22 protein-coding genes and 1 pseudogene are annotated in these 25,405 nt (G+C 71.5%); 15 read left to right on the top strand and 8 right to left on the bottom strand.

What is annotated here, in order from left to right; translation table 11 throughout:
• Window positions 1-300: pseudogene (locus BLW84_RS26150) on the top strand (IS481 family transposase); the annotation flags it as partial.
• A 44-nt stretch (window positions 301-344) separates the two neighbouring features.
• On the opposite strand, the gene BLW84_RS47675 reads toward BLW84_RS26150, so the two are convergent.
• The 4 genes from BLW84_RS47675 to BLW84_RS26135 all read right to left on the bottom strand — a co-directional run bounded on the left by BLW84_RS47675 (window position 345) and on the right by BLW84_RS26135 (window position 3,733).
• The gene (locus BLW84_RS47675; protein ID WP_177226689.1) at window positions 345-521 is read right to left on the bottom strand and encodes a hypothetical protein; all 177 of its coding nucleotides are present in this window, start codon (window positions 519-521) and stop codon (window positions 345-347) included.
• The gene (locus BLW84_RS26145) at window positions 518-1,420 is read right to left on the bottom strand and encodes an NAD(P)-dependent oxidoreductase (protein ID WP_093270152.1); all 903 of its coding nucleotides are present in this window, start codon (window positions 1,418-1,420) and stop codon (window positions 518-520) included. The genes BLW84_RS47675 and BLW84_RS26145 overlap by 4 nt, the downstream gene beginning before the upstream one ends.
• Before the next feature lie 120 nt (window positions 1,421-1,540).
• A complete protein-coding gene (locus tag BLW84_RS26140) occupies window positions 1,541-2,980 on the bottom strand; it encodes a four-carbon acid sugar kinase family protein (RefSeq protein ID WP_093270149.1) in 1,440 nt (479 codons plus the stop codon).
• Window positions 2,981-3,034: 54 nt separating this feature from the next.
• Complete coding sequence (locus BLW84_RS26135) at window positions 3,035-3,733, bottom strand: FadR/GntR family transcriptional regulator (protein ID WP_093270146.1); 699 nt, start codon at window positions 3,731-3,733, stop codon at window positions 3,035-3,037.
• 309 nt (window positions 3,734-4,042) lie between these two features.
• On the opposite strand from BLW84_RS26135, the gene BLW84_RS26130 reads away from it, so the two are divergent.
• The 13 genes from BLW84_RS26130 (at window position 4,043) to BLW84_RS26070 (ending at window position 20,627) form a co-directional block, all read left to right on the top strand.
• Window positions 4,043-5,476, top strand: a complete 1,434-nt coding sequence (locus BLW84_RS26130; RefSeq protein WP_245761382.1) for an MFS transporter — start codon at window positions 4,043-4,045, stop codon at window positions 5,474-5,476.
• 20 nt (window positions 5,477-5,496) lie between these two features.
• Window positions 5,497-6,996, top strand: a complete 1,500-nt coding sequence (locus BLW84_RS26125; RefSeq protein ID WP_093270144.1) for an FGGY family carbohydrate kinase — start codon at window positions 5,497-5,499, stop codon at window positions 6,994-6,996.
• Between the two features lie 16 nt (window positions 6,997-7,012).
• A complete protein-coding gene (locus BLW84_RS26120) occupies window positions 7,013-8,686 on the top strand; it encodes a glycerol-3-phosphate dehydrogenase/oxidase (RefSeq protein ID WP_093270141.1) in 1,674 nt (557 codons plus the stop codon).
• Window positions 8,683-10,236 carry an FAD-binding oxidoreductase gene (locus BLW84_RS26115; protein ID WP_093270139.1) on the top strand — a complete coding sequence of 518 codons (1,554 nt, stop codon included), beginning with the start codon at window positions 8,683-8,685 and terminating at the stop codon, window positions 10,234-10,236. Before BLW84_RS26120 ends, BLW84_RS26115 begins: the two co-directional genes overlap by 4 nt.
• A gap of 27 nt (window positions 10,237-10,263) precedes the next feature.
• The gene (locus BLW84_RS26110; RefSeq protein WP_093270136.1) at window positions 10,264-10,887 is read left to right on the top strand and encodes a glycerol-3-phosphate responsive antiterminator; all 624 of its coding nucleotides are present in this window, start codon (window positions 10,264-10,266) and stop codon (window positions 10,885-10,887) included.
• Window positions 10,888-10,919: 32 nt separating this feature from the next.
• A complete protein-coding gene (locus BLW84_RS26105; protein WP_093270133.1) occupies window positions 10,920-11,219 on the top strand; it encodes a putative quinol monooxygenase in 300 nt (99 codons plus the stop codon).
• Window positions 11,219-12,340: a zinc-dependent alcohol dehydrogenase family protein gene (locus BLW84_RS26100; protein WP_093270130.1), complete on the top strand. Its 1,122-nt coding sequence runs from the start codon at window positions 11,219-11,221 to the stop codon at window positions 12,338-12,340. The genes BLW84_RS26105 and BLW84_RS26100 overlap by 1 nt, the downstream gene beginning before the upstream one ends.
• Before the next feature lie 216 nt (window positions 12,341-12,556).
• On the top strand, window positions 12,557-14,800 hold the full coding sequence (locus BLW84_RS26095) for a molybdopterin cofactor-binding domain-containing protein (RefSeq protein WP_245761386.1): 2,244 nt from the start codon (window positions 12,557-12,559) through the stop codon (window positions 14,798-14,800).
• Window positions 14,801-14,809: 9 nt separating this feature from the next.
• Complete coding sequence (locus tag BLW84_RS26090) at window positions 14,810-15,289, top strand: (2Fe-2S)-binding protein (protein ID WP_093270123.1); 480 nt, start codon at window positions 14,810-14,812, stop codon at window positions 15,287-15,289.
• A 116-nt stretch (window positions 15,290-15,405) separates the two neighbouring features.
• On the top strand, window positions 15,406-16,125 hold the full coding sequence (locus BLW84_RS26085; protein ID WP_093270120.1) for a class I SAM-dependent methyltransferase: 720 nt from the start codon (window positions 15,406-15,408) through the stop codon (window positions 16,123-16,125).
• A gap of 147 nt (window positions 16,126-16,272) precedes the next feature.
• Window positions 16,273-17,922, top strand: coding sequence for a sigma-54-dependent Fis family transcriptional regulator (locus BLW84_RS26080; protein WP_218157466.1), 1,650 nt, complete (start codon window positions 16,273-16,275; stop codon window positions 17,920-17,922).
• Window positions 17,923-18,000: 78 nt separating this feature from the next.
• A complete protein-coding gene (locus BLW84_RS26075; protein WP_093270117.1) occupies window positions 18,001-19,500 on the top strand; it encodes an aldehyde dehydrogenase family protein in 1,500 nt (499 codons plus the stop codon).
• 17 nt (window positions 19,501-19,517) lie between these two features.
• Window positions 19,518-20,627 carry an NDMA-dependent alcohol dehydrogenase gene (locus BLW84_RS26070; protein WP_093270115.1) on the top strand — a complete coding sequence of 370 codons (1,110 nt, stop codon included), beginning with the start codon at window positions 19,518-19,520 and terminating at the stop codon, window positions 20,625-20,627.
• A 48-nt stretch (window positions 20,628-20,675) separates the two neighbouring features.
• Here the strand turns inward: BLW84_RS26070 and BLW84_RS26065 are convergent, their stop codons facing one another.
• The 4 genes from BLW84_RS26065 to BLW84_RS26050 all read right to left on the bottom strand — a co-directional run bounded on the left by BLW84_RS26065 (window position 20,676) and on the right by BLW84_RS26050 (window position 24,324).
• On the bottom strand, window positions 20,676-21,221 hold the full coding sequence (locus BLW84_RS26065; protein ID WP_093270112.1) for a type 1 glutamine amidotransferase domain-containing protein: 546 nt from the start codon (window positions 21,219-21,221) through the stop codon (window positions 20,676-20,678).
• Window positions 21,222-21,335: 114 nt separating this feature from the next.
• A complete protein-coding gene (locus tag BLW84_RS26060; protein ID WP_093270109.1) occupies window positions 21,336-22,997 on the bottom strand; it encodes an ABC-F family ATP-binding cassette domain-containing protein in 1,662 nt (553 codons plus the stop codon).
• Between the two features lie 62 nt (window positions 22,998-23,059).
• Entirely contained in the window at window positions 23,060-23,656 is a 597-nt protein-coding gene (locus BLW84_RS26055) for a TetR/AcrR family transcriptional regulator (protein WP_093270106.1), read from the bottom strand.
• Window positions 23,653-24,324 carry a class I SAM-dependent methyltransferase gene (locus tag BLW84_RS26050; protein WP_093270103.1) on the bottom strand — a complete coding sequence of 224 codons (672 nt, stop codon included), beginning with the start codon at window positions 24,322-24,324 and terminating at the stop codon, window positions 23,653-23,655. Before BLW84_RS26050 ends, BLW84_RS26055 begins: the two co-directional genes overlap by 4 nt.
• Before the next feature lie 94 nt (window positions 24,325-24,418).
• On the opposite strand from BLW84_RS26050, the gene BLW84_RS26045 reads away from it, so the two are divergent.
• A complete protein-coding gene (locus tag BLW84_RS26045; RefSeq protein WP_245761381.1) occupies window positions 24,419-25,402 on the top strand; it encodes a pyridoxal-phosphate dependent enzyme in 984 nt (327 codons plus the stop codon).
• Window positions 25,403-25,405 lie beyond the last annotated feature (3 nt).

The raw sequence follows: 25,405 nt of genomic DNA, 5'->3' as shown, positions 1-25,405 counted from the left end.
CAAGGCATCGGTGGCCAGACACCTCAGCAGCGCTACGACGCGGCCACCAAAGCGACACCATCCGGGCCCGTGCAGCAGCACGCCGGTGTCACCCAGCGGCCGGTCACCAGCACCGGCGTGGTCGCCTTCTCCGGCTGCTCGATCATCATCGGCCGCTGCTGGGCCGCACAGACCGCTACCGTCTACTGGCAAGGCGACCGCGTCAGCATCATGATCGGCGACACGGTCGTGCGGACGCTGACACTGGACCGCAGCGTCCGCTACCAACGACTCACACCAAAACTGTCCACGACGTCATGAGACAAAACTGTCCGTGAGGTCTTGAGACATGACAGGGCGCCATATCACCCCAAAACGCTCACGGATCTCAGACGAACGGCCAGACCGCCACGGTCAGCGCGAATCCCGTCACGCCCATGACTGTGGTCAGGACCGTCCAGCTGCACCTTCGCCTTCAGCACGAGGAAGAGCAGCAGCGCCATCCCCACTGCGCCGATACCCAGCTGCACGGCAGGGCTCATCGTTGCGCCTCCTTCGGCGAGAGGAGCGTGACGACGCTGGAGTCGTCGGAGCCGCCCAGCCCGGCGCGCTCGCCCAGCAGGTAGAGCTGCTGGGCGGCCGAGGCCAGCGGCGTCGGCACGTGCGCCTGCTTGGCGATGCCGGCGACGATCCCCATGTCCTTGACGAAGATGTCCAGCCGGGAGCGGACCTCCGCGCCGTCGCCGTAGGCCTCGATCATGCGGGGCCCGCGGTCGGCGAGCATGAACGATCCGGCGGCGCCCTTGCTCAGCGAGTCGATGACGGTGGCCGGGTCCAGGCCGAGCGCCCGGGCCATCGCCACGGCTTCGGCGGCCGCGGCGATGTGCACCCCGGCGAGCAGTTGGTTGATCGCCTTGAGCGCCTGCGCGTCGCCGGGCTCCCGGCCGATCTCGGTGAGGGTGGAGGCGAGGCGGTCGAGCACCGGGCGGGCCGCGTCGAGGCTGTCCTCGTCGCCGCTGACGACGATCAGCAGGTCGCCGGTGCCGGCGCGGGCGGGGCCGCCGCTGACCGGGGCATCGACCAGGCGGGCACCGGATTCGGCGAGCCTGGCGGCGGTTTCGCGGGCCGCGTCAGGCCCGACGGTGCTGGTGAGCACCACGACGGCACCGGTGTTCAGCGCTTCGGCCGCGCCGTTCTCGCCGAACAGCGCGGCTTCGACCTGCTGCTGGTCGCGGACCGCGAGCAGCACGACGTCGGCGTTCCCGGCGGCCTGCGCGGGGGTGGTCGCTTCCGCCGCGCCCGCGGCGGCGAGCTGGGCGCGGCGCCCGGCGTCGATGTCGAAGACGGTCACCGGGAAGGCGGGCGCGAGGTGGGTGGCCATCGGCAGGCCCATGGCTCCGAGGCCGATCACGGCGACGCGGGTGGCGGAGGTTTCAGGCATTCGTCTTTCCCCGTTCTGCGGTGAGCAGGTTGATCGTGCGGACGGCGCACTGGTCCGAAATGGACGGATGAGATCCGGCGAACACCAACGATGTGTGGGCGGACTGGACGCGGAGTGGCATCAGCGGCCCCGCAGCGAGGCGACGACGTCGGCGAGTGCTCGCCGGTCACCGACGTTGCCGGGGAACACGACGTACGGGATGCCCGCGAACTCGCCGGAGACCGGCTCCCACAGCGAGACGATGCCCGGCAGCATCGTGCCCCGAACCATCGCGCGGCGGATGTCGAGGCTGTCGGTGGCGATGTCGCTGGAGGTGATGCCGCCCTTGGCCACGACGAACGCCGGGCGGTGCGCGCGGACGGCCGCGCGGACGGTGTCGACCAGGCCGGCGGACACGGCGCGGGCGATGGCCAGGCTGGCGTCCGGGCCGGCGCCGGTGACCAGTGTGCGGCTGGTGCGGATCACCACGTCGGCGTCGGACATCGCCCGCGCGGCGGTCTGCGCGACCGCTTCGACGTGGGCGTCGCGGGCGGCGGGATCGAGCAGCGCGGGCACGTCGAGCTCCAGCTCGGCGATGCCGCCTAGCTCGCGCAGCCCGTCGAGCTGGCTGGTGGTCAGGCCGACGTGCGAGCCGACGGCGATCAGGCCGTGCCCGTCGCCGGTGCCCATGCCGCGCAGCACCTCGCCGTCCAGCGGCGGCGCGCCCGCCTGACCGGCGCGGGAGCGGACGAAGGCCGGTCCGACCCGGTAGAGCAGCCGCTTGCCCCGGGACTCGGCGTGCAGCAGCGCGAGCGCCAGCACGCGGATGTCATCGTCGCAGGCCGCGTCCACGACGACCGGCTGCTGGCCCTGCACGGTGTCGAGGAGCTCGGCGACCCGCTCCGGGCCGCCCTCCCGGAGGTCGGCGGCGGTGATGGCCAGGACGCGATCCGCCGGCACCCGGCCGCCGGTCTTCTCCGCCACCCAGTCGCGCAGGTCCGAGCTGCGGTAGCCGAAGGTGGCGTCCTTGGCGAACTCCGTGCGCCCGGCCGGGAGCATGCCGTCGGCGGTGCGGGTCCAGTGCACCGAGTCGATCGTGAACCGGCCCGCGTCGGGGAAGGCGGGGACGATGACGACGCCGTCGATCGGTTTGCCGTGCTGCGCCAGCTCTTCGGCCAGCAGATCGGTTTCGCGCGGGTAGTGGCCGCGCAGCGTCGAGTCGCTCCGGCTGGCCACCACGAAGTCGACGCCTTCGGCGCCCGCGGCGCGGTCGAGCGCGTCGATCACCTCGCGGTTGCGGGCGTCGGCGTCGGCGGCCGACAGGCTGCGGGTGTTGGTGAGCACGAAGAAGGTCCTGCTGGGCTGGGCCAGCGCCCAGCGCAGGTCGTCGACGTCCCAGGTGGTCAGCACCGGGACGTCGGCGACGGTCTGGGTGCCGGTGGGGTCGTCGTCGAGGACGACCAGGCGCGGCCCGCCGGCCATGCGCTCGGCGATCTCGGCCGGGGCGACGGGGCGGACGGCGGGCAGTCCGGCGAGGAGTTCTTCCGCGGAGATCGGGCGGTCCTGGGGCAGATCGGGCATGGCGCTGCTTCCTGTAGGCGTGCGGAGGTGCCCACGCGGCGCGTGGGAGTCGGGTCAGCTGTCGGCGAGCACGTGGTTGCGGAGGTCGTCGGCGGTTTGGGCCATGTGGTCCGCCATCGCCTGGCGTGCGGCCGCCGGGTCGGCCGCTTCGAGCGCGCGCAGGATCTCGGTGTGGTGGGCGAGGGCGTTGGCCCGGATCTCGGCCACTGCGGAGGTTTCGCGGCGGCCTTCGACCAGCAGCCGGCCGAAGGGCTCGAACATCAGCGGGATGAAGACGTTGCCGCTGGCGCGCATGATCGCGTCGTGGAAGGCGATGTCGGCCTCCACGAACAGCTCGACGTCGTCGGTGTCGACGGCGTCGCGCATGTCCTGCAGCAGGATCCGGAGCTGCGCCAGGTCGTCGTCGGTGCGCTTGCCCGCGGCCAGCTCGACGGCGCCGATCTCGATCAGCCGCCGGGCCTCGATGAGACCCTCCGAGATCGCCGCGCTCGACCGGGGAGTGGCCGCGGCGGCCCGGATCAGCGGGTCCAGCGCGGTCCACTGCGCGGGCGGGTTGACGTAGGTGCCGCGCCCGCGCTGGATGCGCACGATGTTCTGCACGCGCAGCGCCTTGATCGCTTCGCGCACGGTGAGGCGGCTGACCACGTACTGCTCGGCGAGCTCGCCTTCAGGCGGCAGTGCGCTGCCAGGGGCGTGCGTGCCGTCGATGATCGCGCTGAGCAGTCGCTCGGCGAGTTGGTCGGACAGCGACATTGCTGCGAAACCTCCTCCAGATCAGACGTCAGATGTCTGATTGGCAGCAAACGATAGGGCCCGGGCCGAACCCCGTCAACCGGTCGGCGTCCGCTGGATCGATGCGGGGCAGGGGCCCCGTCCACATAGGGCGGTCCGGTGCGCGAAATCCCCGGAGTGCTCCCGTTTCACTTGACGCCCGCGTTGCGCCGCGGTTAATGTCTCCGCCACGACAGGCATAGACGAAGAGCCACTGTCAGCGGTCTTCGTCGTGCCTTTTTTCGTTTCGCCGGATCGCTGCCAGTGCCTTCCCTCGAAAGGTGGCGATCCGTGGCCTCACCTTCGACTGCGGTGGCGGGGACGGTTTCCAGTCCCTCCGACGTGGTGGCGTTGATCAACAAGCTGGGGCGGCTGCCGAGGAAGGCCAACTTCCTCTGGTACCTCATCCTCGGCGGGCTGTTCCTCGACGCCTACTCCAACGCCGCGCTGAGCGCCGGGCTTTCGCCGATGGTGAAAGAACTGGCGCTGACGCCCGGGCAGGTCGGGCTGCTCACCGCTACTGCACCGGCCGTGGCGATCCTGTTCAACCCGGCCAGCGGTTGGCTGGCCGCCCGGATCGGGCGCGTCAAGCCGCTGCTGCTGGCCAAGCTCATCGGCGTCGCGGGCGCGCTGCTCACCGCGTACGCGGGCAGCTTCGAGACCGTGTGGGCCGGCCGCGCGCTGGTCGGCGTCGCCTACGGCATCGACTTCGCGGTGGCGATGGCGATGCTCGCCGAGTACACGCCCGCCAGCCTCAAGGGCCGGCTGAACCTGTGGCAGTGCGTCTGGTACATCGCCACCACCTCCAACCTCGCGCTGACGCTGATCTGCTACAAGCTCGGCATCGGAGCGGAGATCTGGCGCTGGTCGGTCGGTTCGGCCGCGGTCATCGCCGGGGCGCTGTTCGTGCTGCAGATGGCATTCCTGGTGGAAAGCCCGTCGTGGCTGGCCGCCCGCGGGCGGCTCGCGGACGCCGCACAAAACCTCCGCCGGATCTACGGGTTCGACGCCGTCCCGGGCGAGCGGGCGGACACGCCCGCCGAGGTGCAGCAGTCGATCGGCTTCCGCCAGACGGGCGTGCTGTTCCGCAAGCCCTACCTGCCGCGGACGATGCTGTCGACGCTCATCTCGCTGACCCAGTCGATGCAGTACTTCGCGATCGGCTGGTACCTGCCGGTGATCAGCCTCGCGATCTTCGGCGAGCAGTTCGAGAAGGCCACCGTCGGGTCGATGATCTTCAACGCGGCGGGCATCATCGGCGGCGCCGTCTCCGCCTACGTGGGCCGCCGGATGGGCCTGCGGATGAGCTCGGCCGTCGGCTACGCGATGGCGTTCGTGCTGCTGCTGGTGCTGGGACTCGGGTTCGGCAGCCTGCCGACCGTGCTGGCCTTTACCGTGCCGTTCCTGTTCATCTTCTTCCACTCGGCGGGCCCCGGCGCCAACGGCAAGTCGATCGCGGCGCTGTCCTACCGCAGCGACATCCGCACCCTCGGCACCGGCATCACGGGCATGCTCGGCAGCTTCGGCAGCGTCGTCGGCCTCTACGTGTTCCCGCTGATCAAGGAGTCGATGGGCCTCGGCCCGACGATCGCGACGCTGGCCGTCGTACCGCTGCTCGGGCTCATCAGCTGCATCGTCATCAAGTGGGACCCGACGCGCAGCGGCATCGACCCCGACGACGAGGTCATCGACCTGCTGCCGGCGCCGGTGCCGGCCACCCGCTGACGGCGCAGAAAGGCACCAGCATGAGCAGTTCGCAACGAGGCGTGCTGTCGATCGACGAAGGCTCGACCGGCACGCGCGCGGCCGTGGTCACGGCGGACGGATCGAGCGGGCCGTCGTTCTACCGGCCGATCGCCGTGGTCCACCCCGACCCGCTGCGGGTCGAGCAGGACGCCGACGAGCTCTGGCGGCACACCCTGCAGGTGGCGCAGCAGGCCGTGGCGTGGGCCGCGGACAGCGGCGTCGAGATCGTCGGGGTGGCGCTGTGCACGCAGCGCGCGACCGCGGTCTTGTGGGACAGCGCGACCGGGCGGCCGCTGGCCCCCGCCGTGGTCTGGCAGGACCGCCGGTACGCGGCGGAACTCGAAGCGCTGGCGCAGCAGTGGGACCCGGTCCTGCTGCCGCGCACCGGGCGGCCGGTCGGCAGCCGGTCGCCGTTCCTGTGGGCCGCCCGGCAGATCGCGGAGAACCCGCAGGCGCGGGCCGCCGCGGACGCCGGACGGCTGCTGTTCGGATCGATCGACACCTGGCTGAGCTGGAACCTCAACGGCGGCACCGCGCACGCCGTCTCCGCCAGCAACGCGGCGGCGCTCGGCGGCTACCTGCTGCGCGAGCACGCGTGGGATCCGGACTGGCTCGCCGCGGTCGGCTACCCGCAGGAGCTGGCGCCGCCGCTGTCCGACGACGACGGCGACTTCGGGTACACCGACCCCGAGGTGCTCGGCATCCGGGTGCCCATCGCCGCGGCGATGGGGGACCAGCACGCGTCGCTGATCGCCCTGGGCGCGCTGGAACCGGGCCAGGGCATGTGCATGCACGGCACCGGCACCTTCGTCGGCGCCCTCACCGGCGACGAGCCGGCCGACGCCGCCAACGCCGTCGACGGCGTGCTCGCGCTGGTCGGCTGGCGCTCCGGCGGCCGCAGCCGCTTCAGCCTGGAGGCCTACACCTCGACGACGGGTTCGGCGCTGCGCTGGCTGGTCGAAGACCTCCAGCTGTTCGACTCCGCCGAGCAGATCAGCGAACTCGCCGCCACGCACCCGCGCGACCGGGACACGTGGTTCGTGCCCACGCTCGCCGGGCTGCGGACGCCGATGGCGGTGCCCGGCGCCCGGGCGTGCCTGACCGGCCTGAGCCTGGCCACCACCCGAGCCGGCATCGCCCGCGCCGTCCTGGAAGGCATCGCGCACTCCGTGTGCGACACCGCCGACGGACTCCGGTCCACGATGGACGGACCGCTGACCCGGCTGCGCGTCGGCGGCGGGCTGGCGGCCAGCGACGCGCTGATGCAGAGCCAGGCCGACCTCTCCGGCATCCCCATCGAGCGGGTGGCCGACTCCGCCACCGCCAGCCTGCGCGGCGTCGCCTACCTCGCCGGTGTCCGGCTCGGCCTGTGGGGATCGCTCGACGAGGTCGTCGGTGCGCGCCCCGTCGGCCGCACCTTCGAACCCGCGACCACCGACCACGAACGGCAGGAGCTGCGCGCCGAATGGCAGCGGGAGCTCCGGAAGTCACTGCCCTGAACGAAGAAGGAACATCATGATGAAACTGCCGTCCCGACGGCCCAACTCGGCCGCGGCGAAGGCCACCCCCGGCGCTCCGGTGATCCTGGACCGCCGGCGGGCGCTGCGGCGACTCGCCGACGCGGAATTCGACGTGCTGGTGATCGGCGGCGGGATCACCGGCGCCTACACCGCGCTCGACGCGGTCTCCCGCGGATTCTCCGTGGCGCTGGTGGAACGCGACGACTTCGCCTCCGGCACGTCGTCGAAGTCGTCGAAGATGGTGCACGGCGGTCTGCGCTACATCGAGCAGGGCAACGTGAACCTGGTCCGGCACTCGCTGCTGGAGCGGCACCGGTTCCGCCGCAACGCGCCGCACCTGGTGCAGCGCCTGCCGTTCCTGTTCCCGATCCTGGAGCAGGAAGGCGTTTTCGACGCCCGCATCGCGAAGGCCTTCGAGGGTCTGCTGTGGACCTACGACCTGGTCGGCGGCTGGCGGATCGGGCGCCTGCACCAGCGGCTCACCCCCACCGAGGTGCTCTCCCACGCGCCGACGCTGCGCGCGGACCACCTCAAGGGTGGCTTCATGTACTACGACAGCCGCACCGACGACGCCCGCCTCACCCTCACCGTCGTGCGCACCGCGGCCCACCTCGGCGCGGTCGTCGCCAACGGCGCGAAGGTCGAGCGGCTGCTCAAGACCGGCGGCCGGGTGCGCGGCGCCGTGGTCCGGGCCGACGGCGAGGACATCGACGTGCGCGCCCGCGTCGTGGTGAACGCGACCGGCGTGTGGACCGACGAACTCGACGTGATGGCCGACGACGCGCACCGTCCGCAGGTCCGCCCGGCCAAGGGCGTCCACATCGTGGTGCCCTGGTCGAAGATCCGCAACGACTGCACGATCACGGTGCCGATCCCGGGCCGCGCCCGCCGCGCGACCTGCACCCGCTGGGGCGACGTCGTCGTGCTCGGTACCACCGACACCGACTACGACGGCTCCGTCGACGACGTGAACTGCACGCGCGAGGAGATGGAGTTCCTCCTCGACGGCGCCAACGTCGCCTTCAACAGCGGCATCACCGCCGACGACGTGCTCGGCAGCTACGGCGGGCTGCGCCCGCTGGTCGGCGGCAAGGAGGGCGCCACCCTCGACATGCGGCGCGACCACCACATCAGCGTGGGCGGCGGCGGCATGGTCACGGTGACCGGCGGCAAGCTCACCACCAGCCGTCACATGGGCGAGCTCGTGGTGGACAAGGTCGCCAGGCTGCTCGAGCGGAAGACCCGCAGCCGCACCGCGAAGCTCCCGCTGCTCGGCGGCGCCGGCTACGACCCCGAGGCGGTCGCCGCCTCCGGCGGCACGGCCGCCCACCTCGGCGGGCGTTACGGCACCGAGTCGCGCTTCGTGAGCGAGCTGATCGCCGAGGACCCCGCGCTCGCCGAGCCGCTGATCGACGGCCAGCCGCACCTGAAGGCCGAGGTCGTCTACGCGGCGCGGTGCGAGATGGCGCGCTCGGTCGACGACGTGCTCTCCCGCCGCACCCGCCTGCGCCTGTTCGCCCGCGACGCCTCCGCGGCAGCCGCGCCGGTCGTCGGCGAACTCCTCGGCACCGAGCTCGGGCTCAGCGCCGACACCATCGCCGGACAAGTCAGCAGCTACCGGGCGGACATCGCCCGCGAGAAGTCGATCCTGTTGGGAGACAAGGCATGATCAGCCGCCAGACCATCACCCACCCGTTCAACCGCGGCAAGTACGTCGTCGGTGCCCCGACCCCGCCCCGCTACGGCGCGGGCACCCCGGTCGGCAAGGGCGCGGCGTCGCTGCAGACCACCGCGGTCGAGGTCCCGGGCGAGGTCGTGGAATCGCTGCGCGGCATCGCCGACGCCGTCCACACCGACCGCGACGAGGTCGTGCTGCGCACCCGCGACTGGTGGGCGGGTTCGATGATCGGCGAGACCGCCGACAGCCCGGCCACCCCGGACGCAGTGATCGTCGAGGTCAGCACCGTCGAGCAGATCCAGGCCGTGACCCGGCTGTGCAACGAGCACACCCTGCCGCTGACCGTCTCCGCCGGCCGCAGCAACGTCACCGGCGCGGCCCTGCCGGTCTTCGGCGGCGTCGTGCTCGACGTCTGCGGCCTCACCGGCATCGTCTCCTTCGACGCGGAATCGCAGGTCGTCGAGGTCCGCGCCGGCATGTTCGGCGACGTCTTCGAGAAGGAGCTGCAGGAGGTCCACGGCGCCACCACCGGCCACTGGCCGTCGGCGTTCGCGATCTCCACCGTCGGCGGCTGGGTCGCCTGCCGCGGCGCCGGTCAGCTGTCCACCCGCTACGGCAAGATCGAGGACATGGTCGTCGGGCTCGACGTGGTCCTCGCCGACGGCACGCTGGCGACCTTCGGCGACTACCCGCGCGCCGCGACCGGCCCCGACCTGCGGCAGCTGTTCGTCGGCTCGGAAGGCACCCTGGGCATCATCACCTCGGTCCGGCTGCGCACCCACCCGCTGCCCGAGTACGCCAAGGCCATCGCCTACGGCTTTGACACCTTCGCCGAGGGGCTGGAGGCCTGCCGGCTGATCATGCAGCGCGGCGCGACCCCGGCCGCGATGCGCCTCTACGACAAGCTGGAGAGCGGCACCCACTTCGGGCACCCCGACACGAACCTGCTGCTGATCGCCGACGAAGGCGACCCGGTGATCGTGGACGCCAGCATCGCGGTCAGCGCCGAGGTGTGCGCGGAGCAGGGGATCGAGCTCGACGGCCAGGCGGTGTTCGAGCGCTGGCTGGACGAGCGGATGCTGGTCGGCAAGTCCGCGGACGGCTTCACCCCCGGCCCAGGGTTCGTCGCCGACACCCTCGAGATGGCCGGGCCGTGGGCGAAGCTGCCCGCCATCTACGACGAGGTGGTGGCCGCGATCTGCGCGGTGCCCGGCACGCTGGCGTCCTCGGCGCACCAGTCGCACGCCTACACCGACGGCGCCTGCCTGTACTTCTCGCTGCGCGGCGAGGTCGAGCCGGAGCAGCGGCGGCAGTGGTACCGCGCGGCGTGGGACGCGGCCAACGCGGTGCTGATCCGGCACGGCGCGGCGCTGAGCCACCACCACGGGTCCGGGTTGCTGCGCGGCCCGTACCTGGCCGACGCGCTCGGCTCCGGGTTCCCGGCGTTCGAGGCGGTCAAGGACGCGCTCGACCCGCGCGGCGTGCTCAACCCGGGCAAGCTGGGCCTGCCCACGTCGTTCGGCACCGGGCCGCTCGACTGAACCACCGGGCGGGTAAGAGTAACGGGCATGAGTGAACCTTCCACGCGTCCGCGCCGACCGCTGAACCCGCTGATCGAGGCGGCTTTCGCGGACGTCCCGGTGTGCGCTTCGGTGGTCGGTGCGGCGCGGGTCAAGGACTTCGCCGCCGCACCGACCGCGGTCGGCGTCCTGGCGTCGATCCCGGTGGGCGAGCTGCCGAAGGTCGTCCGGGTGCTGGTGCACCTGAAGAAGACCGTGTTCGTCAACATCGACGCGTGCCCCGGGCTCGCCCAGGACCGCGGCGCGATCGACTTCCTGACGGAGATCGGCGCGCAGGGCGTGGTCAGCACCCGGGCCGCGCTGATCGACCGGGCCGGGGCGCTGGACATGCTGACGATGCAGAAGGTCTTCGTCACCGACCGGTCGAACCTGAACCGGAGTCTGGAGGGCGTCGGCCGGAGCAACCCGGACCTGGTCGAGGTGATGCCCGCCCCGATCATCCCGTGGATGCCCGAGGAGGCCCGCTGCGTGCTGTCGCCGTTCGTCGCGGCGGGCTTCGTCACCGACGTGGCCGGGGTGGCGCACTCGCTGGCGATGGGCGCGGTCGCGGCGGCCACCTCGGACCCCGGGCTCTGGTCGCTGACCCGAGATCGGCTGCGGGCCGGGAAATGACCCGCGCACAACACTTTCGACAACGGAGAGCCATGAGTTTCGTCGTGATCGCAAGGTACGTCACCAACCCCGGCAAGCGGGACGAGGTGCTGGACCTGCTGGCGCCGATGGTGGCGGCGTCGCTGGCCGAGCCGGGTTGCCGCCGCTACGGCCTGCACGCCGGCTCCGACGACGGCGTCGTCGCCATCGTCGAGGAGTACGACACCGAGGCGGACTTCACCGCGCACTGCGAATCCGAGCACTTCAAGCGGATCGTGCTCGGCCAGGTCGTGCCGCTGCTGGCCGAGCGCGTGGTCACCCGCTGCGTGCCGGTCGCCGGGGCGGACGCGTGATGCGGGTCCGCGCGGCAGTCCTGCGGGAATCCGGTCGCGAAGCGCCCTATGCGGCGTCGCGGCCGATCGACGTCACGACGCTGGAGCTCGACCCGCCCGGGCCCGGCGAACTGCTGGTGCGGGTCCGGGCCGCCGGGCTGTGCCACTCCGACCTGTCGGTGATCAACGGCTCGCGGCGCAGGCCGCTGCCGATGGCGCTCGGGCACGAGGCGGCCGGCGAGGTCGTCGAGGCCGGCGCGGGTAGCGGTTTCGAGCCCGGCGACCACGTGGTGCTCGCCTTCGTGCCGTCCTGCGGCGACTGCGAGCGCTGCGTGGCCGGCCGCCCGGCGCTGTGCGGCCCGGGAGCCGCGGCGAACGGGCAGGGCGCCCTGCTCGGCGGCGGCATGCGGTGGCGGGCCGACGACGGCTCGCGGCCGTACCACCACCTCGGCGTGTCGGCGTTCGCCGAGCACATCGTGGTGTCGGCCCGTTCGGCCGTGAAGGTCGACGCCGACCTCCCCTTCGAGATCGCCGCGCTGTTCGGCTGCGCCGTCCTGACCGGTGCGGGCGCGGCGCTGCACTCGGCGCGGATCCAGGCGGGGGAGAGCGTCGCGGTGCTGGGCCTCGGCGGCGTCGGCCTCGCGGCGCTGCTGATGGCGAAGGCGGCCGGAGCGTCCACATTGGTCGCCGTCGACGTCGTCGAGCACAAGCGGGAGCTGGCCGCCCGGCTCGGCGCGACCCACACCGTGGCGGGCGGGCCGGAGGCCGTCGAGCGGATCCGCGAGATCACCGGCGGTGGCGCCGAGAAGGTGATCGACACGACCGGCGTCGCGCCCGTCCTGCGGCAGGCCTACGACGCGACCCGCAGCGGCGGCACCACGGTCACCGTCGGCCTGCCGGACCCCGAGGCGCAGCTCTCCCTGCCCGCACTGAGCCTGGTCGCGGAGGAGAAGACGCTGCGGGGCAGCTACCTCGGATCGTGCGTGCCGAGGCGGGACGTGCCGCGCTTCATCGAGCTGTACCGGTCGGGCGCGCTGCCCGTCGACGCACTGCTGTCCCACCGGCTCACCCTCGACGAGATCAACGAGGGGTTCGACCGCCTGGCCGACGGCACCGCCGTCCGCCAAGTCGTCGTCCTCTGACCGCCGGCGCCGCCCAGGACCCGCGAGAACCGCCGGTCCCGGGCGGCTCGCGTCGTGCGGCCGGTGTTCAGTTTCTGAACAGTTGCGCGGGCCCGCCGATCTTAAGGTGATCGTCGCCACATCCGGTGTCGAGAGGACGACGATGACTTCGCACCGCGCACCACGCGGCCACCGGACGAACCCGGGCTCACCGGGCGCCGGCGCTTCCTCGGCTACCTGCTGGCCGCACCCACGCTGGTCGCCGCGGCCAGGCTGGCGGCCCCGCCGGCCGCCGACGCGGCCGTGCCCAGCCCGGGACTCACCGACGCCTACGACCTGTCCGACGCGCTGACCCACGCCGCCCTGCCCACCTCGAACCTGATCACGGTGGCGGTGAACCCCGACGGCACGGTGTCCTTCGCGCTGCACCGCGCCGAAGTCGGGCAGGGCATCACGACCGCGGTCGCGATGCTCATCGCCGAGGAGATGTCGCTACCGCTGGAGAAGGTCCGCATCACGCTCGCCGACGCGCGCTCCGAGCTGGTGTTCAACCAGCTCACCGGCGGATCCAACACCATCCACGCGATCTACACCCCGGTGCGCCTCGCGGCGGCGGTCGCGCGCGAGCGGATGAAGCTCACCGCCGCGCAGCAGTGGCACGTCCCGGTCGCCGAACTCGATCTCGCCGGCGGTGTCATCGCACACCGGTCTGGGAAGCGGGCGACCTACGGCTCGCTGGCGAAGACCGCGGCCAGCCCGACGACCCGGGAGTTCACCCCGCAGCTCAAGCCCGCCGCCGAGTTCACGATCATCGGCAGGCCGCACAACCGCATCGACGCGCTCGCCGCCGTCACCGGCCGCAAGCAGTTCGCGATGGACCTCGACGTGCCGGGCGCCAAGCCCACCATGGTCCGCCGGGCGCCGACGATCAACGGCACCGCGCGCTCGATCCGCAACGCCGACCAGGTGCTGACCATGCCGGGCATCACCGACGTCGCGATCATCTCCACCGGCGTCGCGGTGCGCGGCGAGACCTTCGGCCAGTGCATCGACGCCGTCCGCGCCCTCGACGTGACCTGGTCACCGGGCACTGTGGACGGTGAATCCGACGAGACGTTGCTGCGCAAGCTCAAGGCCGCGACGCCGCCGGTCAAGCCGGCGCTGCCGCTGACGACCGCGGTCGACGCCGAGTTCACCTTCGCCTTCGCCAGCAACACGCCGCTGGAGACCAACTGCGCGGTCGCCGACGTGCGGAAGGACCGGGCGGAGATCTGGTCCAGCCTCAAGGTCCCGATCATCGCCAAGCAGCAGATCGCCCAGCGCCTCGGGCTGCTGGAGACCGCGGTCACCGTGCACGTGGTGGAAGGCGGCGGATCGTTCGGCCGCCACCTCTTCCACGACGCGGCGATGGAGGCCGCCGAGGCGTCCCGGGCGTTCGGCAAACCGGTCCGGCTGATGTGGCACCGCACCGACGACTTCCGGCACGGCCGGGCGCACCCGATGTGCTTCTCGCGGATCCGGGCGACCTGCGCCGCCGGTGAGGTGCTGACCTTCGAGCAGTACCACACCAGCGTGAAAACCGATTTCGGGCACGGTTTCGGCGAGCTCATCACCGGCACCGTCACGGAACCCGAACTCGGCAACTACTCGGTCGCGCAGACCATCTTCCTGCTGTCCCAGCACAGCCCGTACGCCTTCGGCGTCACCACGCAGCTGCTCAACGAGGTTCCGCTGGAGTTCCACACCGGCAGCATGCGCAACGTCTACTCGCCCAACGTGCGGTGCGCGCAGGAACTCGTCGTCGACCAGCTCGCCGCCAAGATGGGCAAGGACCCGTTGGCGTTCCGCCGGCAATTCGCCAGGGAGGAGCGCTACCGGAAGGTGCTGGACGTCCTGGCGGAGAAGGGCAGGTGGGGCCGGTCCCTGCCCGCCGGTGTGGCGCAGGGCGTGGCGCTCGCGCACGAGTACAAGGCGGTCGCCGGCGCGCTCGTCGAGATCGACGCGCGGCCGGAAACGGTCGGCCGGGAGGTGCCGGTGCACGAGGGCGTGACCGGGCCGCGCGTCACCAGGGTGACGTTCGTGGTCGACCCGGGCCTGTGCATCAACCCGCGCGGCCTCGAAGCGCAGATGCTCGGCGGGATCAACGACGGCATCGCCACCGCCCTGACCTTCGGTCTGCACATCGACCGCGGCCTGCCGCTGGAAGGCAGCTGGGACAACGGTTTCTACACGCGGCAGTGGAACGTCCCGCCCGAGGTCGAGGTCATCATCATGCCCGATTCCGGCGCCGATCCCGGCGGCGCGGGCGAACTGGCGGTTGCGCCCACGATGGCCGCGGTCGCCTGCGCGTACGCCAGGGCGACCGGCACGATGCCCACCACCTTCCCGATCAACCACCACGACCCGCTGCGCTTCGAGCCGCTGCCGCGCGAACCGTCCATCCCGCAGTCGCCCACCGACGGCCTGGACAAGGCGTTCTGAGGAGCCCTCATGCCAAAGCACACTTTCAAGCTCAACGGCGAACAGGTCACCGTCGAGGTTCCCGGCGAGGTGCGGCTGCTGTGGGTGCTGCGCGACGTCCTCGGCGTACGGGGACCGAAGTACGGCTGCGGGATCGGGGTCTGCCAGGCCTGCACCTGCCACATCAACGGCAAGGCCTTCAACCCGTGCTCCGTCCCCATCTCCGAGATCGGGCCCGACGACGAGATCACCACGATCGAGGGCTTGCCGGCGACCGTCGGCAAGGACCTGCACCCGATGCAGCAGGCCTGGCTGGACCGGGACGTCGCGCAGTGCGGCTACTGCCAGCCGGGCCAGATCATGACGGCGGTCGCCACGGTCCGCAAGGTCCGCGAGGAGGGCCGCGAGATCGGCGACGAAGACCTCGACAAGATCCGCAACGTCTGCCGGTGCGGCACCTACCAGCGAATCCGGGAGGCCATCAGGGCAGGCGCCGACGCGACCGAGTAGGCGCACCGCCGGTGGGCGGCACGACCGCCCACCGGCGGTTCGAAAACCCCCGAATCTCTTTGCGGAGCAGGTAAAATCGATCGGGTTGACCACTTTCGCGATCGGGGAGGTCGTTGGTGGAGAGGGACGTCCGGACGATGGACGACGTAATGCGCATGCTCGACCGGATGCTCGCGGCGGATGCGCGCAACACCCCGGACTGGTGGGACCGGTTCTACTCGAACCGCGCCAAGCCGATTCCCTTCTTCGCCGCCAAACCGGACGAGAACCTGGTGTCCTGCCTGGAGCGCGGCGTGCTCGCTCCCGGGCGCGCGCTGGACCTGGGGTGCGGCCCGGGGCGCAACGCGGTGCACCTCGCGTCGCTGGGCTTCGAGGTCGACGCCATCGACCTCTCGCCGGAGGCCGTGTCCTGGGGCCGGGAGCGCGCCCGCGAGGCCGGCGTCGACGTGCGCTTCCACTGCGCCGACATGTTCTCCGCGGACCTGCGGCTGGGTCGCTACGACCTGGTCTACGACTCCGGCTGCCTGCACCACCTGCCGCCGCACCGCCGGGTCGGCTACCTGGACCTGCTCGACCGGGTGCTGGTCCCCGGCGGTCATCTCGGCCTGACCTGCTTCGCCGCCGGAGCGATGGGATCGGAGCTCTCCGACGAGGAGTTCTACCGCCAGGGCGACCTGGGCGGCGGGATGGCCTTCGAGCCGGACTCGCTGCGCTGGATCTTCTCGGACTACACCGAGATCGAGCTGCGGCCCATGGTGGAGCAGCCGCCGGACGCGCCGCACTTCGGCGTCCCCTTCCTGCTGGCCGCGTTGTTCCGCCGGCCCGCGGCCCGTTGACCACCTCGTACTACTGGCGGTGCGTGCATTCGGCGGCATTGCACCCGCACGGCTGCTTGCTTCGGTGGCGGGGGTCACAGATAATCCGACGTTAACTTTCGTTAACGCAGCGCCGGACGCATGACCGGGCGGGGCCGGGAGGCAGCGGTGAATCCGAGCGGGAACCAGGTGATGCGTCCCGAGATCGCCTCGTCCTGGCGGCGCACCAGCATGAGCGGGCTCCGCCCGGAGTCGGCGCTGGACGGCTTGCACATCGCCGAGTTCGACACCGCCAGCCGGCTCATGCGCGCCGCCGGACCGGTGCTGGACGAACTCGCCACGCGCCTGTTGGACACCACCTTCTGCATCGCGCTCGCCGACAGCTCCTGCCGGATCGTGGACCGCCGCTTCACCGACCAGCGCACCGAGCTCGCGCTGAACCGGATCAGCGCCGTGCCCGGCGCGCAGTTCACCGAGGAACACGCGGGCACCAACGCGCTCGGCACGCCGTTCGAGGTCATGCGCGGGGTCGCGGTGCACGGAGCGGAGCACTTCGTCGAGGCGCTCAAGGCGTTCAGCTGCTACGGCCACCCGATCCGCCATCCGGTGACGCGCCGGATCGAAGGCGTCCTGGACATCACCGGGCTCACGCGCGACGCCAATCCGCTGTTCGCGCCGCTGCTGCAGCGCGCCGTCGAAGACATCGAGCAGCGGCTGTGGGAAGGCGCGCGGCTATCGGAGAAGCGCCTGCTGCGGGCCTTCCAGCACGCCTCCCGCAGCCCGTGCCGGGCCGTGGTGGCGATCGGCGGCGAGTTCGTCCTGACCAACCGGGCCGCGCTCGACCTGCTGGAACCCCCGGATCACGCGGTGCTGCGCGACCTCGTCTCCGGCGTGACCGGATCCGTCGCCCGCGACCTGGTGCTGGGTTCGGGTGCGGCCGTGCACCTGCGGGCCGAGAAGATCACCGGCACGGCCGACGGCTTCCTGGTCGAGCTGACGCCCCGCGCCCGCACGCGGCTCCCGGTGCCGCGTGGCCGGGTGGCCGAGAACCGGCGTCCCGGGCTGGACCAGCAGCTAGCCGAGCTGAGCAGGGGAGCGGGGCCGGTGCTCATCGCCGGAGAACCCGGCTCCGGACGCACCTCCGCGGCGCGCGCCATCGCCGCATCGCGGACCGTGCAGGTGCTCGACGCCGCGGACGTGGTCGTCGTCGGCGAACAGGAGTGGGCCAAGCGCCTCCGCTCGCCGAAACCGGGCGCGGAAGTCCTCGTCGTCGAAGGAATCGAGCTGCTGTCCGACGCGCTGTGCGCCGGGCTGGCGCGCATGCTCGCGGACGATCCAGGTGTGCGCGTCGTGCTCACCTCGGCGCCGCGATCCGAGCTGCCGCCGCGGGTGCTGAGCCTCGCGGCGACCTGCCCGTCCCGCGTGGAACTGCCCCCGCTGCGCAACCGGACCGACGAGTTCGCGCCGATCGCGCGCACCATGCTCGCCGAGCTCCGGGCCGACCTGCGCATCGCGCCGAGCGCCTTGGAGGCGCTGATCGCCCAGCAGTGGCCCGGGAACCTCCGGGAACTGGCCGGGGTGCTCCGCGGCATCACCGAGCGGCGGACGGCCGGTGACATCACCGTCGCGGACCTCCCGGCCGGCTATCGCGATGCAGGCCGCACCGCCAGGCTGAGCAGGCGGGATCGGGCCGAACGCGACGCCATCACCGAGGCCTTGCGCGACACCGGCGGCAACAAGGTGCAGGCGGCGCAGCGCCTGGGCATCAGCCGCACCACGCTGTACAGCAGGATGCGTGCGCTCGGGGTGTCCCGTTGAGGTGTTCAGTTCTTGAACAGTTACCGCCCGCACGCGGCCGCGAACATGGTCCCCGTCACAACGACGTGAGGAGGCCAGGTGACTGCGGTGGATGAGTTCCCGGTGCTGACGACGGTCCGGGATTTCCTGTCCGGTCCGAAGAAACTGCTGATCGGCGGTGAATGGGTGGACGCGGCGTCGGGCCGCACCTTCGCCACGCACGACCCGGCGACCGGCGAGCGGCTGACAGAGGTGGCGCACGGGCAGGCCGAGGACGTGGACCGGGCGGTCGCCGCCGCGCGTCGCGCGTTCGAGGACGGCCCGTGGGCGCGCATGAAGCCCAACGAGCGCGAGCGGCTGATCTGGCGCGTCGGCGACGTCCTCAGCGAGCGGGCCGCGGAATTCGGCCAGCTCGAAGCGCTCGACAACGGCAAGTCCGCGGCGATCGCGCAGGCGGTGGACACCGGCTGGGCGGCCGACGTGTTCCGCTACTACGCCGGGTGGGCGACGAAGATCCACGGCAGCACGGTGAACGTATCGATGCCGTTCGTGCCCGGCGGCGAGTTCCACGCCTACACGCTGCGCGAGCCGGTCGGCGTCTGCGGCCAGATCATCCCGTGGAACTTCCCGCTGCTGATGGCGACCTGGAAGCTGGCGCCCGCGCTCGCGGCCGGCAACACCGTGGTGCTCAAGCCCGCTGAGCAGACGCCGCTGACCGCGCTGCTGCTCGGCGAGGTCTTCCAGGAAGCCGGATTCCCGCCCGGCGTGGTCAACATCATCACCGGCTACGGCGACGCCGGTGCGGCGATCGCCGCGCACGACGACGTGGACAAGGTCGCGTTCACCGGATCCACCGAGGTGGGCAAGAAGATCGTCGCCGCGGCGCAGGGCAACCTCAAGAAGGTGTCGCTGGAACTCGGCGGCAAGAGCCCGAACGTGGTGTTCGCCGACGCCGACTTCGAGACGGCGGTGCCCGGCTCGCTGAACGCCTGGCTGTTCAACCACGGGCAGTGCTGCGTCGCGGGCACCCGGCTATTCGTCGAGGACGCCATCTTCGACGAGTTCACCGCCGCGGTCGCCGAGGCCGCGAGCCAGGTCAAGATCGGGCCGGGCCTGGACCCCGCCACCCAGCTCGGGCCGCTGGTCTCCCAGGAGCAGTTCGACCGCGTCACCGGCTACGTCGAAGCGGGCCTCTCGGCCGGCGCGCGGGCGCTGACCGGCGGAAAGCGTTGGGGCGAAAGCGGATTCTTCGTGGAGCCGACCGTGCTGGTGGACGTGCAGCCGGAGTTCAGCGTGGTGCGCGAGGAGATCTTCGGCCCCGTGGTGGCCGCGCTTCCGTTCAACGCCGAGCAGGGCGTGGCGCCGGCCGCCAACGACAGCGTGTACGGGCTCGCCGCGGGCGTGTGGACCCGCGACATCTCCAAGGCTCACCGGGTCGCCAAGCAGCTCAAGGCCGGTTCGGTGTGGATCAACCAGTACAACGGCTTCGACACCGCGCTTCCCTTCGGCGGTTACAAGCAGTCGGGCTGGGGACGGGAACTGGGCGCGGACGCGATCGATCTCTACACCCAGACCAAGGCAGTCAACGTCGCCCTGTGATTCGGAGGTAGCCGCACGTGAAGACCAAGGCAGCAGTTCTGCGTGAAGTGGGCAAGCCGTTCGAGATCGTCGAACTGGACCTGGACGGCCCGGGCCCGGGAGAAGTCCTGATCAAGTACGCCGCGGCCGGGCTGTGCCACTCGGACCTGCACCTCACCGACGGCGACCTGCCGCCGCGCTTCCCGATCGTCGGCGGGCACGAGGGCGCCGGGATCATCGAGGAGGTCGGGCCCGGGGTCACCAAGGTCAAGCCCGGCGACCACGTGGTGTGCAGCTTCATCCCCAACTGCGGGACCTGCCGCTACTGCTCGACCGGCAGGCAGAACCTGTGCGACATGGGCGCCACCATCCTGGCCGGCTCCATGCCCGACGGGACGTTCCGGTTCCACGGCGAGGGCCAGGACTTCGGCGCCATGTGCATGCTGGGCACCTTCTCCGAGCGGGCGACGATCTCGCAGCACTCGGTGGTCAAGGTGGACGACTGGCTGCCCCTGGAGACCGCGGTCGTCGTCGGCTGCGGGGTGCCCAGCGGGTGGGGCACGGCGGTCAACGCCGGCAACGTCCGGGCCGGTGACACCGTGATCATCTACGGCATCGGCGGCCTCGGCATCAACGCCGTGCAGGGCGCGCTGCAAGCGGGCGCCAAGTACGTGGTCGTCGTCGATCCGCTCGAGTTCAAGCGGCAAACGGCGCTGAAGTTCGGTGCCACGCACGCCTTCGCCGACGCCGACGAGGCCCAGGCGAAGGTCACCGAGCTGACCTGGGGCCAGGGCGCGGACGCCGCGCTGATCCTGGTCGGGACCGTCGACGAGACCGTGGTGTCCAAGGCGACCGCGGCGATCGGCAAGGGCGGCACCGTGGTGATCACAGGGCTCGCCGATCCGGCGAAGCTCACCGTGCATGTCTCCGGCGCGGACCTGACGCTGAACGAGAAGACCATCAAGGGCACGCTGTTCGGCTCGTCCAACCCGCAGTACGACATCGTGCGGCTGCTGCGCCTCTACGACGCGGGCAAGCTCAAGCTAGACGAGCTGGTGACGACGCGCTACAGCCTGGAGGAGGTCAACCAGGGCTACCAGGACCTGCGCGACGGCAAGAACATCCGCGGCGTGATCGTGTACGACTGATCCGCGGACCGGGAGCTCCGGGGGGCCACCGCACCCCGGAGCTCCCGGCTAGCCCGAGGCGAACGCCTCGACGATCTTGGCATTGAACGCGGGCAGATCGCGGGGGCTGCGGCTGGTGACCAGCCCGCGGTCGACCACCACTTCCTCGTCGACGACCTCACCGCCGGCGTTGCGGATGTCGGTGCGGATGCTGTGGAACGAGGTCAGCTTGCGGTCCCGCACCACGTCCGCCTCCACGAGCGTCCAAGGCCCGTGGCAGATCGCCCCGACCGGCTTGCCCGAGTCCACGAAGCTCCGGACGAACTCCACCGCACGCGCGTCGCGCCGGAGGTTGTCCGGGTTGATCGTGCCGCCGGGCAGGATCAACGCGTCGTAGTCGTCGGCCGACGCATCGGAGATCTCGCGGTCCACCGTGAACCGGTCGCCCGGGTCGATGTCGTGGTTCATCGCCTGGATCTGACCGGCGTGCACCGAAACCAGCTCCGTCTCGGCCCCGGCCTGCTCCACGGCCTGGCGGGGCTGTTCGAGCTCGACCTGCTCGACACCGTCCGCAGCGAGGATCGCCACCCGGCGGCCGCGCAGTTCGTTCGCCATGTCCGATCACCTTCCCCGATCTGGTCTGCGGTGCGTCCGGACAGCTCCAGGGTGCGCCGCCGCGTTCCCGATGCAACTCGGCGGCGCTGGGAGCTTGCCGCCGGACGGCTGCCGCTAGCGGGACTCGTTCCAGACCGGGTGCGGTGACTCGCGGACCTGCCCGTCGGACCGGAACACCAGGAAGCGGTCGAAGGACCTCGCGAACCAGCGGTCGTGGGTGACCGCGACGACCGTGCCCTCGAAGTCGTCCAAACCGGACTGCAGCGCGTCCGCCGAGACCAGGTCCAGGTTGTCCGTGGGCTCGTCGAGCAGCAGCAGGTTGGCGCCTTCCAGCTCCAGCAGCAGGATCTGGAACCTCGCCTGCTGCCCACCGGAAAGCGTGTCGAACGGCCGCTGCGCGGCCTGCACGATGTCGTAGCGCGCCAACGCGCGGCTGGCTTCCTCGCGCGTCATGCCCGACCGGCGCTTGCCGCCGCCCATGAGCAACTCCAGCAGCGTCCGCCCGGCGAACTCGGGATGTTCGTGCGTCTGCGCGAACATCCCGGGCACCACCCGCGCGCCCAGGCGCGCGAGGCCGGTGTGCCGGACCGGGGTCAGCGCCTCCTGGTCCAGGTCGGACACGTGGTCGTCGCTGCCGCCTCGGGCGAGCAGCCGCAGAAAGTGCGACTTCCCGCTCCCGTTCGCGCCCAGCACCGCGATCCGCTCGCCGTAGCGGAACTCCGCGTTGAACGGCTTGGTGAGCCCGTCCAGGGCGAGGTCTTCGCAGACGACCGCGCGCTTGCCGGTGCGCCCACCGGGCAAGCGCACCTGCACCCGCTGCTCGCGCGGCACCGCCTCCGGCGGCCCGGCCTCCTCGAACTTGCGCAGCCGCGTCTGCGCCGCCTGGTAGCGCGTCGCCATGCCGTCGTTGTAGCTCGCCTTCTGCTTGAGGTCGTTCACCAGCCGCACGAGCTTGGCCCGGTCCTCGTCCCACCTCCGACGGAGCTCGTCCAGCCGGGACATCCGCTCCTCGCGTGCCTCGTCGTAGCCGGCGAACCCGCCGCCGTGCACCCAGATGCGGTTGCCCGCCACGCCGAGCTCCACCGTCACGATGCGGTTGGCGGTGCGGTGCAGCAGCTCCCGGTCGTGCGTGACGAACAGGACGGACTTCGGCGTCTCCCGGATCTGCTCCTCCAGCCACTGCTTGCCGGGCACGTCGAGGTAGTTGTCCGGCTCGTCGAGCAACAGCACCTCGTCCGGCCCTTGCAACAGCGATTCGAGGGCGAGCCGCTTCTGCTGGCCGCCCGAGAGCTTGCGCAGCTCCCGGTACCGGATCCGGTCGAACGGTCGGCCGATCGCGGCCGTGCAGCACCGGTCCCAGTGCACCTCGGCGTCGTACCCGCCGGCATCGGTGTACTCGGAAATCGCCTCGGCGTAAGCGATCTGCGCGGCATCGTCGTCGTGCTCGATCAGCCGGTCCTCGGCCAGGTCGAGCGCTTTCGCCGCGGCGCGCAGCCGGGGCGGGGCCAGCGAGATCAGCAGGTCCCGCACCGTCGAGTCGTCGCGGGTGTGGCCGATGAACTGGCGCATCACCCCGAGCCCGCCGGAACGGGTCACGCTGCCCTCGTGCGGTGCGAGATCGCCCGCGATCAACCGGAGCAGCGTCGTCTTCCCGGCACCGTTCGGGCCCACCAGCGCGGCCTTGACGCCGTCTCCGACGCGGAACGACACGTCATCGAGCAGCACCCGGCCGTCCGGCAGGACGTAGTGCGCTTTCTGCAACTCGACATGCCCCACGGTTGTTGGCTCCTTAAAGTGCTCAGAATTTTTCGTTGCCGCACCGCCGGATTCGGCGAGTGCTACGCCGGGATCAGGTCCGCGACGTGGCGGCGCAGCACCTCGGCGACCAGCGAGGCATCGGTCGAGCCGTGCGGGTAGACCAGCTCGAAGGTCAAGCCCCCGACGACCGCGGTCAGCCGTTCCGCCTCCAGCTCGGCGTCGCGGACGCCCGCCGCCTGCAGCGCTTCCCGGAAGACGGCGCGAAGATCGGTGCCCATCCGGGTCGCCAGCGGCCGGAACTCCGGCCGCAGCCGCGCGGCGGTGATCAGCTCGGCCAGCACGATCAGCTCGGCCCGGTCGTCGTCCGCGACGGGCAGCACGGCATGGCACACCGCCTCGACCAGCGCGCGGCGGCCCGGCACGTCGAGCGGGGAACCCGTCGGCGGCATCGCCCGTTCGAGCCTCCGCGCCATGCGGGCGCCCACCTCTTCGGCGGCGGCGACCATCAGCCCCTCGTGGCTGCCGAAGTGGTGCCGCACGGAACCGATGTTGATGCCCGACTCGTCGGCGACCTTCCGCAGCGAGGCCGCGCCGACCCCGCCGCGCGCGACGAGCCGGAAAACGGCGTCAACGATGCGGTTCTTGGCGGCTGCGGTCGCGGCATCACGGGCTGTCACGAGGTAAAACTATCACATGTGTGATAATCGTTTTCGGGCTCCGGATCCGCCCGGGCCAGCACCCACTGGAAGGTGGCCGGGCCTTCGGGCTCCCGCATGGTGACGATCTCGTCGATCAGCAGGGTGAAATCGGCCTCTTCGAGCAGCTCGCGGTTCCGCTGCGCGTCGAAGCTGCTGAAGAACATCGGCACGCCGAGCCAGTCGTCGACGGTGCCGTCCGTCTCGCCGCAGCCCAGCGTCGCGAGGAAGTGGCCTCCCGGCCGAAGCCACCGCGCGATGCGGGCGAAGAGCGCGGCGTGCTCATCGCGGGGCAGGTGCGTGATGGAGTAGAAGGCGGTGACCGCGTCCACGCTGCCGGGATCGAGCCGGAGTCGCGTGACGTCCTCGCGCGTGAACCGTGCACGCGGCACGTTCTGCCGCGCCAGCTCGAGTTGCGCTATCGAGATGTCGACGCCGAGGACGTCGTGGTGCTCGGCGAGAATGGCTGTGCAGGGCTTGCCCGAACCGCAGCCGAGGTCCACAACAGAGGCAGCCGCGGGCAACCGGTTCGTGAGTTCGGTGAGGAAGCGCAGCCGCGGATCGCCGTGGATCTCCTCGATCCACTCCGCGTAGCGGTGCGCGATGCGGTCGTACCCCTTCTCCACCACGCGCCTGGGGTCGGATTCCATGCGTGCGACCGTAAATCACCAACGGGCCGGAGAACGAGCGATTTTCCCGCACCGCCTGAGCCGGTGCCTGCGGGGCGTCGGTTAACGTGCAGATGTGACTGCTACGGAGCCGAGCGGCTTGATCAGCATCGAGGACGTCGAGGCCGCAGCCGGCAGCATCGCCGGGCACGTCGTGCGAACGCCGACGGTGCCCAGCCCGGGGCTCACCGAACTGCTCGGGGCGCCGGTCACCGCGAAGCTGGAACTGTTGCAGCGCACCGGTTCCTTCAAGGTGCGCGGGGCGACGGCGAAGCTGCTGTCGCTGAGCGAGGCGGAGCGGGCCGCCGGTGTCGTCGCGGTGAGCGGCGGGAACCACGGGATCGCCCTCGCCGTCATGGCCGGCGCGCTGGACGTCAAAGCGACCGTCGTCATGCCGAGCTCGGCGCCCGCTCGCGCCGTCGAGATCGCGGAGGCGGCCGGGGCCGTCGTTCGCATCACTGACGACATGGCCGGCGCGTTCGCGCTGACGGCCGAGCTGCGGGCGAGCGGGCTCACCCTGGTGCACCCGTTCGACGATCCGGTCGTCATCGCAGGTCAGGGCACGGTCGGCCTGGAGTTCGCCGACGATGCCGACGAGCTCACCGACGTGCTGGTCAGCATCGGCGGCGGCGGGCTGATCGCCGGCATCGCCGCGGCGCTGCGCGCGCGACGCCCCGATGTGCGGATCTGGGGAGTGGAGACCGGGGGAGCGCAGGCGATGTCCGAGGCGCTGGCGGCAGGCGGGCCGGTGCCCGTCGAACTGTCTTCGATCGTGTCCACGCTCAGCGCCCCGGCGGTCTCCCAGCTGACCTACGATCACGTGTCCACATTGGTCACCGAGGTCCTCGTGGTGCCCGACGCCGAGGCGGTGCGGGGAGTCCTGGACCTGGCCGACCACGCGAAGGTCTGGGCCGAGCCCGCCGCGGGATGCCTCCTGCCCGCCGCGCGCCAGGTGCTCGACCGGGTCGGCCCAGGCGCCAGGCTCGGGCTGGTGCTGTGCGGCGGGAACGCCACGACCGCCGACGTCGCCGCCTGGGCACGCCGCTTCGGCCTCGGCTGAACC

Source organism: Saccharopolyspora shandongensis, assembly GCF_900106995.1.
In the GTDB taxonomy this organism is placed as follows: Bacteria; Actinomycetota; Actinomycetes; order Mycobacteriales; family Pseudonocardiaceae; genus Saccharopolyspora; species Saccharopolyspora shandongensis.
Note: the sequence above shows the minus strand (reverse complement) of the source record. Positions and strands in the feature narration are given on the sequence as shown.

Coding starts and splice junctions, on each gene's coding strand:
- BLW84_RS47675 (WP_177226689.1), bottom strand. CDS start 521: ATGAGCCCTGCCGTGCAGCTGGGTATCGGCGCAGTGGGGATGGCGCTG.
- BLW84_RS26145 (WP_093270152.1), bottom strand. CDS start 1,420: ATGCCTGAAACCTCCGCCACCCGCGTCGCCGTGATCGGCCTCGGAGCC.
- BLW84_RS26140 (WP_093270149.1), bottom strand. CDS start 2,980: ATGCCCGATCTGCCCCAGGACCGCCCGATCTCCGCGGAAGAACTCCTC.
- BLW84_RS26135 (WP_093270146.1), bottom strand. CDS start 3,733: ATGTCGCTGTCCGACCAACTCGCCGAGCGACTGCTCAGCGCGATCATC.
- BLW84_RS26125 (WP_093270144.1), top strand. CDS start 5,497: ATGAGCAGTTCGCAACGAGGCGTGCTGTCGATCGACGAAGGCTCGACC.
- BLW84_RS26120 (WP_093270141.1), top strand. CDS start 7,013: ATGATGAAACTGCCGTCCCGACGGCCCAACTCGGCCGCGGCGAAGGCC.
- BLW84_RS26115 (WP_093270139.1), top strand. CDS start 8,683: ATGATCAGCCGCCAGACCATCACCCACCCGTTCAACCGCGGCAAGTAC.
- BLW84_RS26110 (WP_093270136.1), top strand. CDS start 10,264: ATGAGTGAACCTTCCACGCGTCCGCGCCGACCGCTGAACCCGCTGATC.
- BLW84_RS26105 (WP_093270133.1), top strand. CDS start 10,920: ATGAGTTTCGTCGTGATCGCAAGGTACGTCACCAACCCCGGCAAGCGG.
- BLW84_RS26100 (WP_093270130.1), top strand. CDS start 11,219: ATGCGGGTCCGCGCGGCAGTCCTGCGGGAATCCGGTCGCGAAGCGCCC.
- BLW84_RS26090 (WP_093270123.1), top strand. CDS start 14,810: ATGCCAAAGCACACTTTCAAGCTCAACGGCGAACAGGTCACCGTCGAG.
- BLW84_RS26065 (WP_093270112.1), bottom strand. CDS start 21,221: ATGGCGAACGAACTGCGCGGCCGCCGGGTGGCGATCCTCGCTGCGGAC.
- BLW84_RS26050 (WP_093270103.1), bottom strand. CDS start 24,324: ATGGAATCCGACCCCAGGCGCGTGGTGGAGAAGGGGTACGACCGCATC.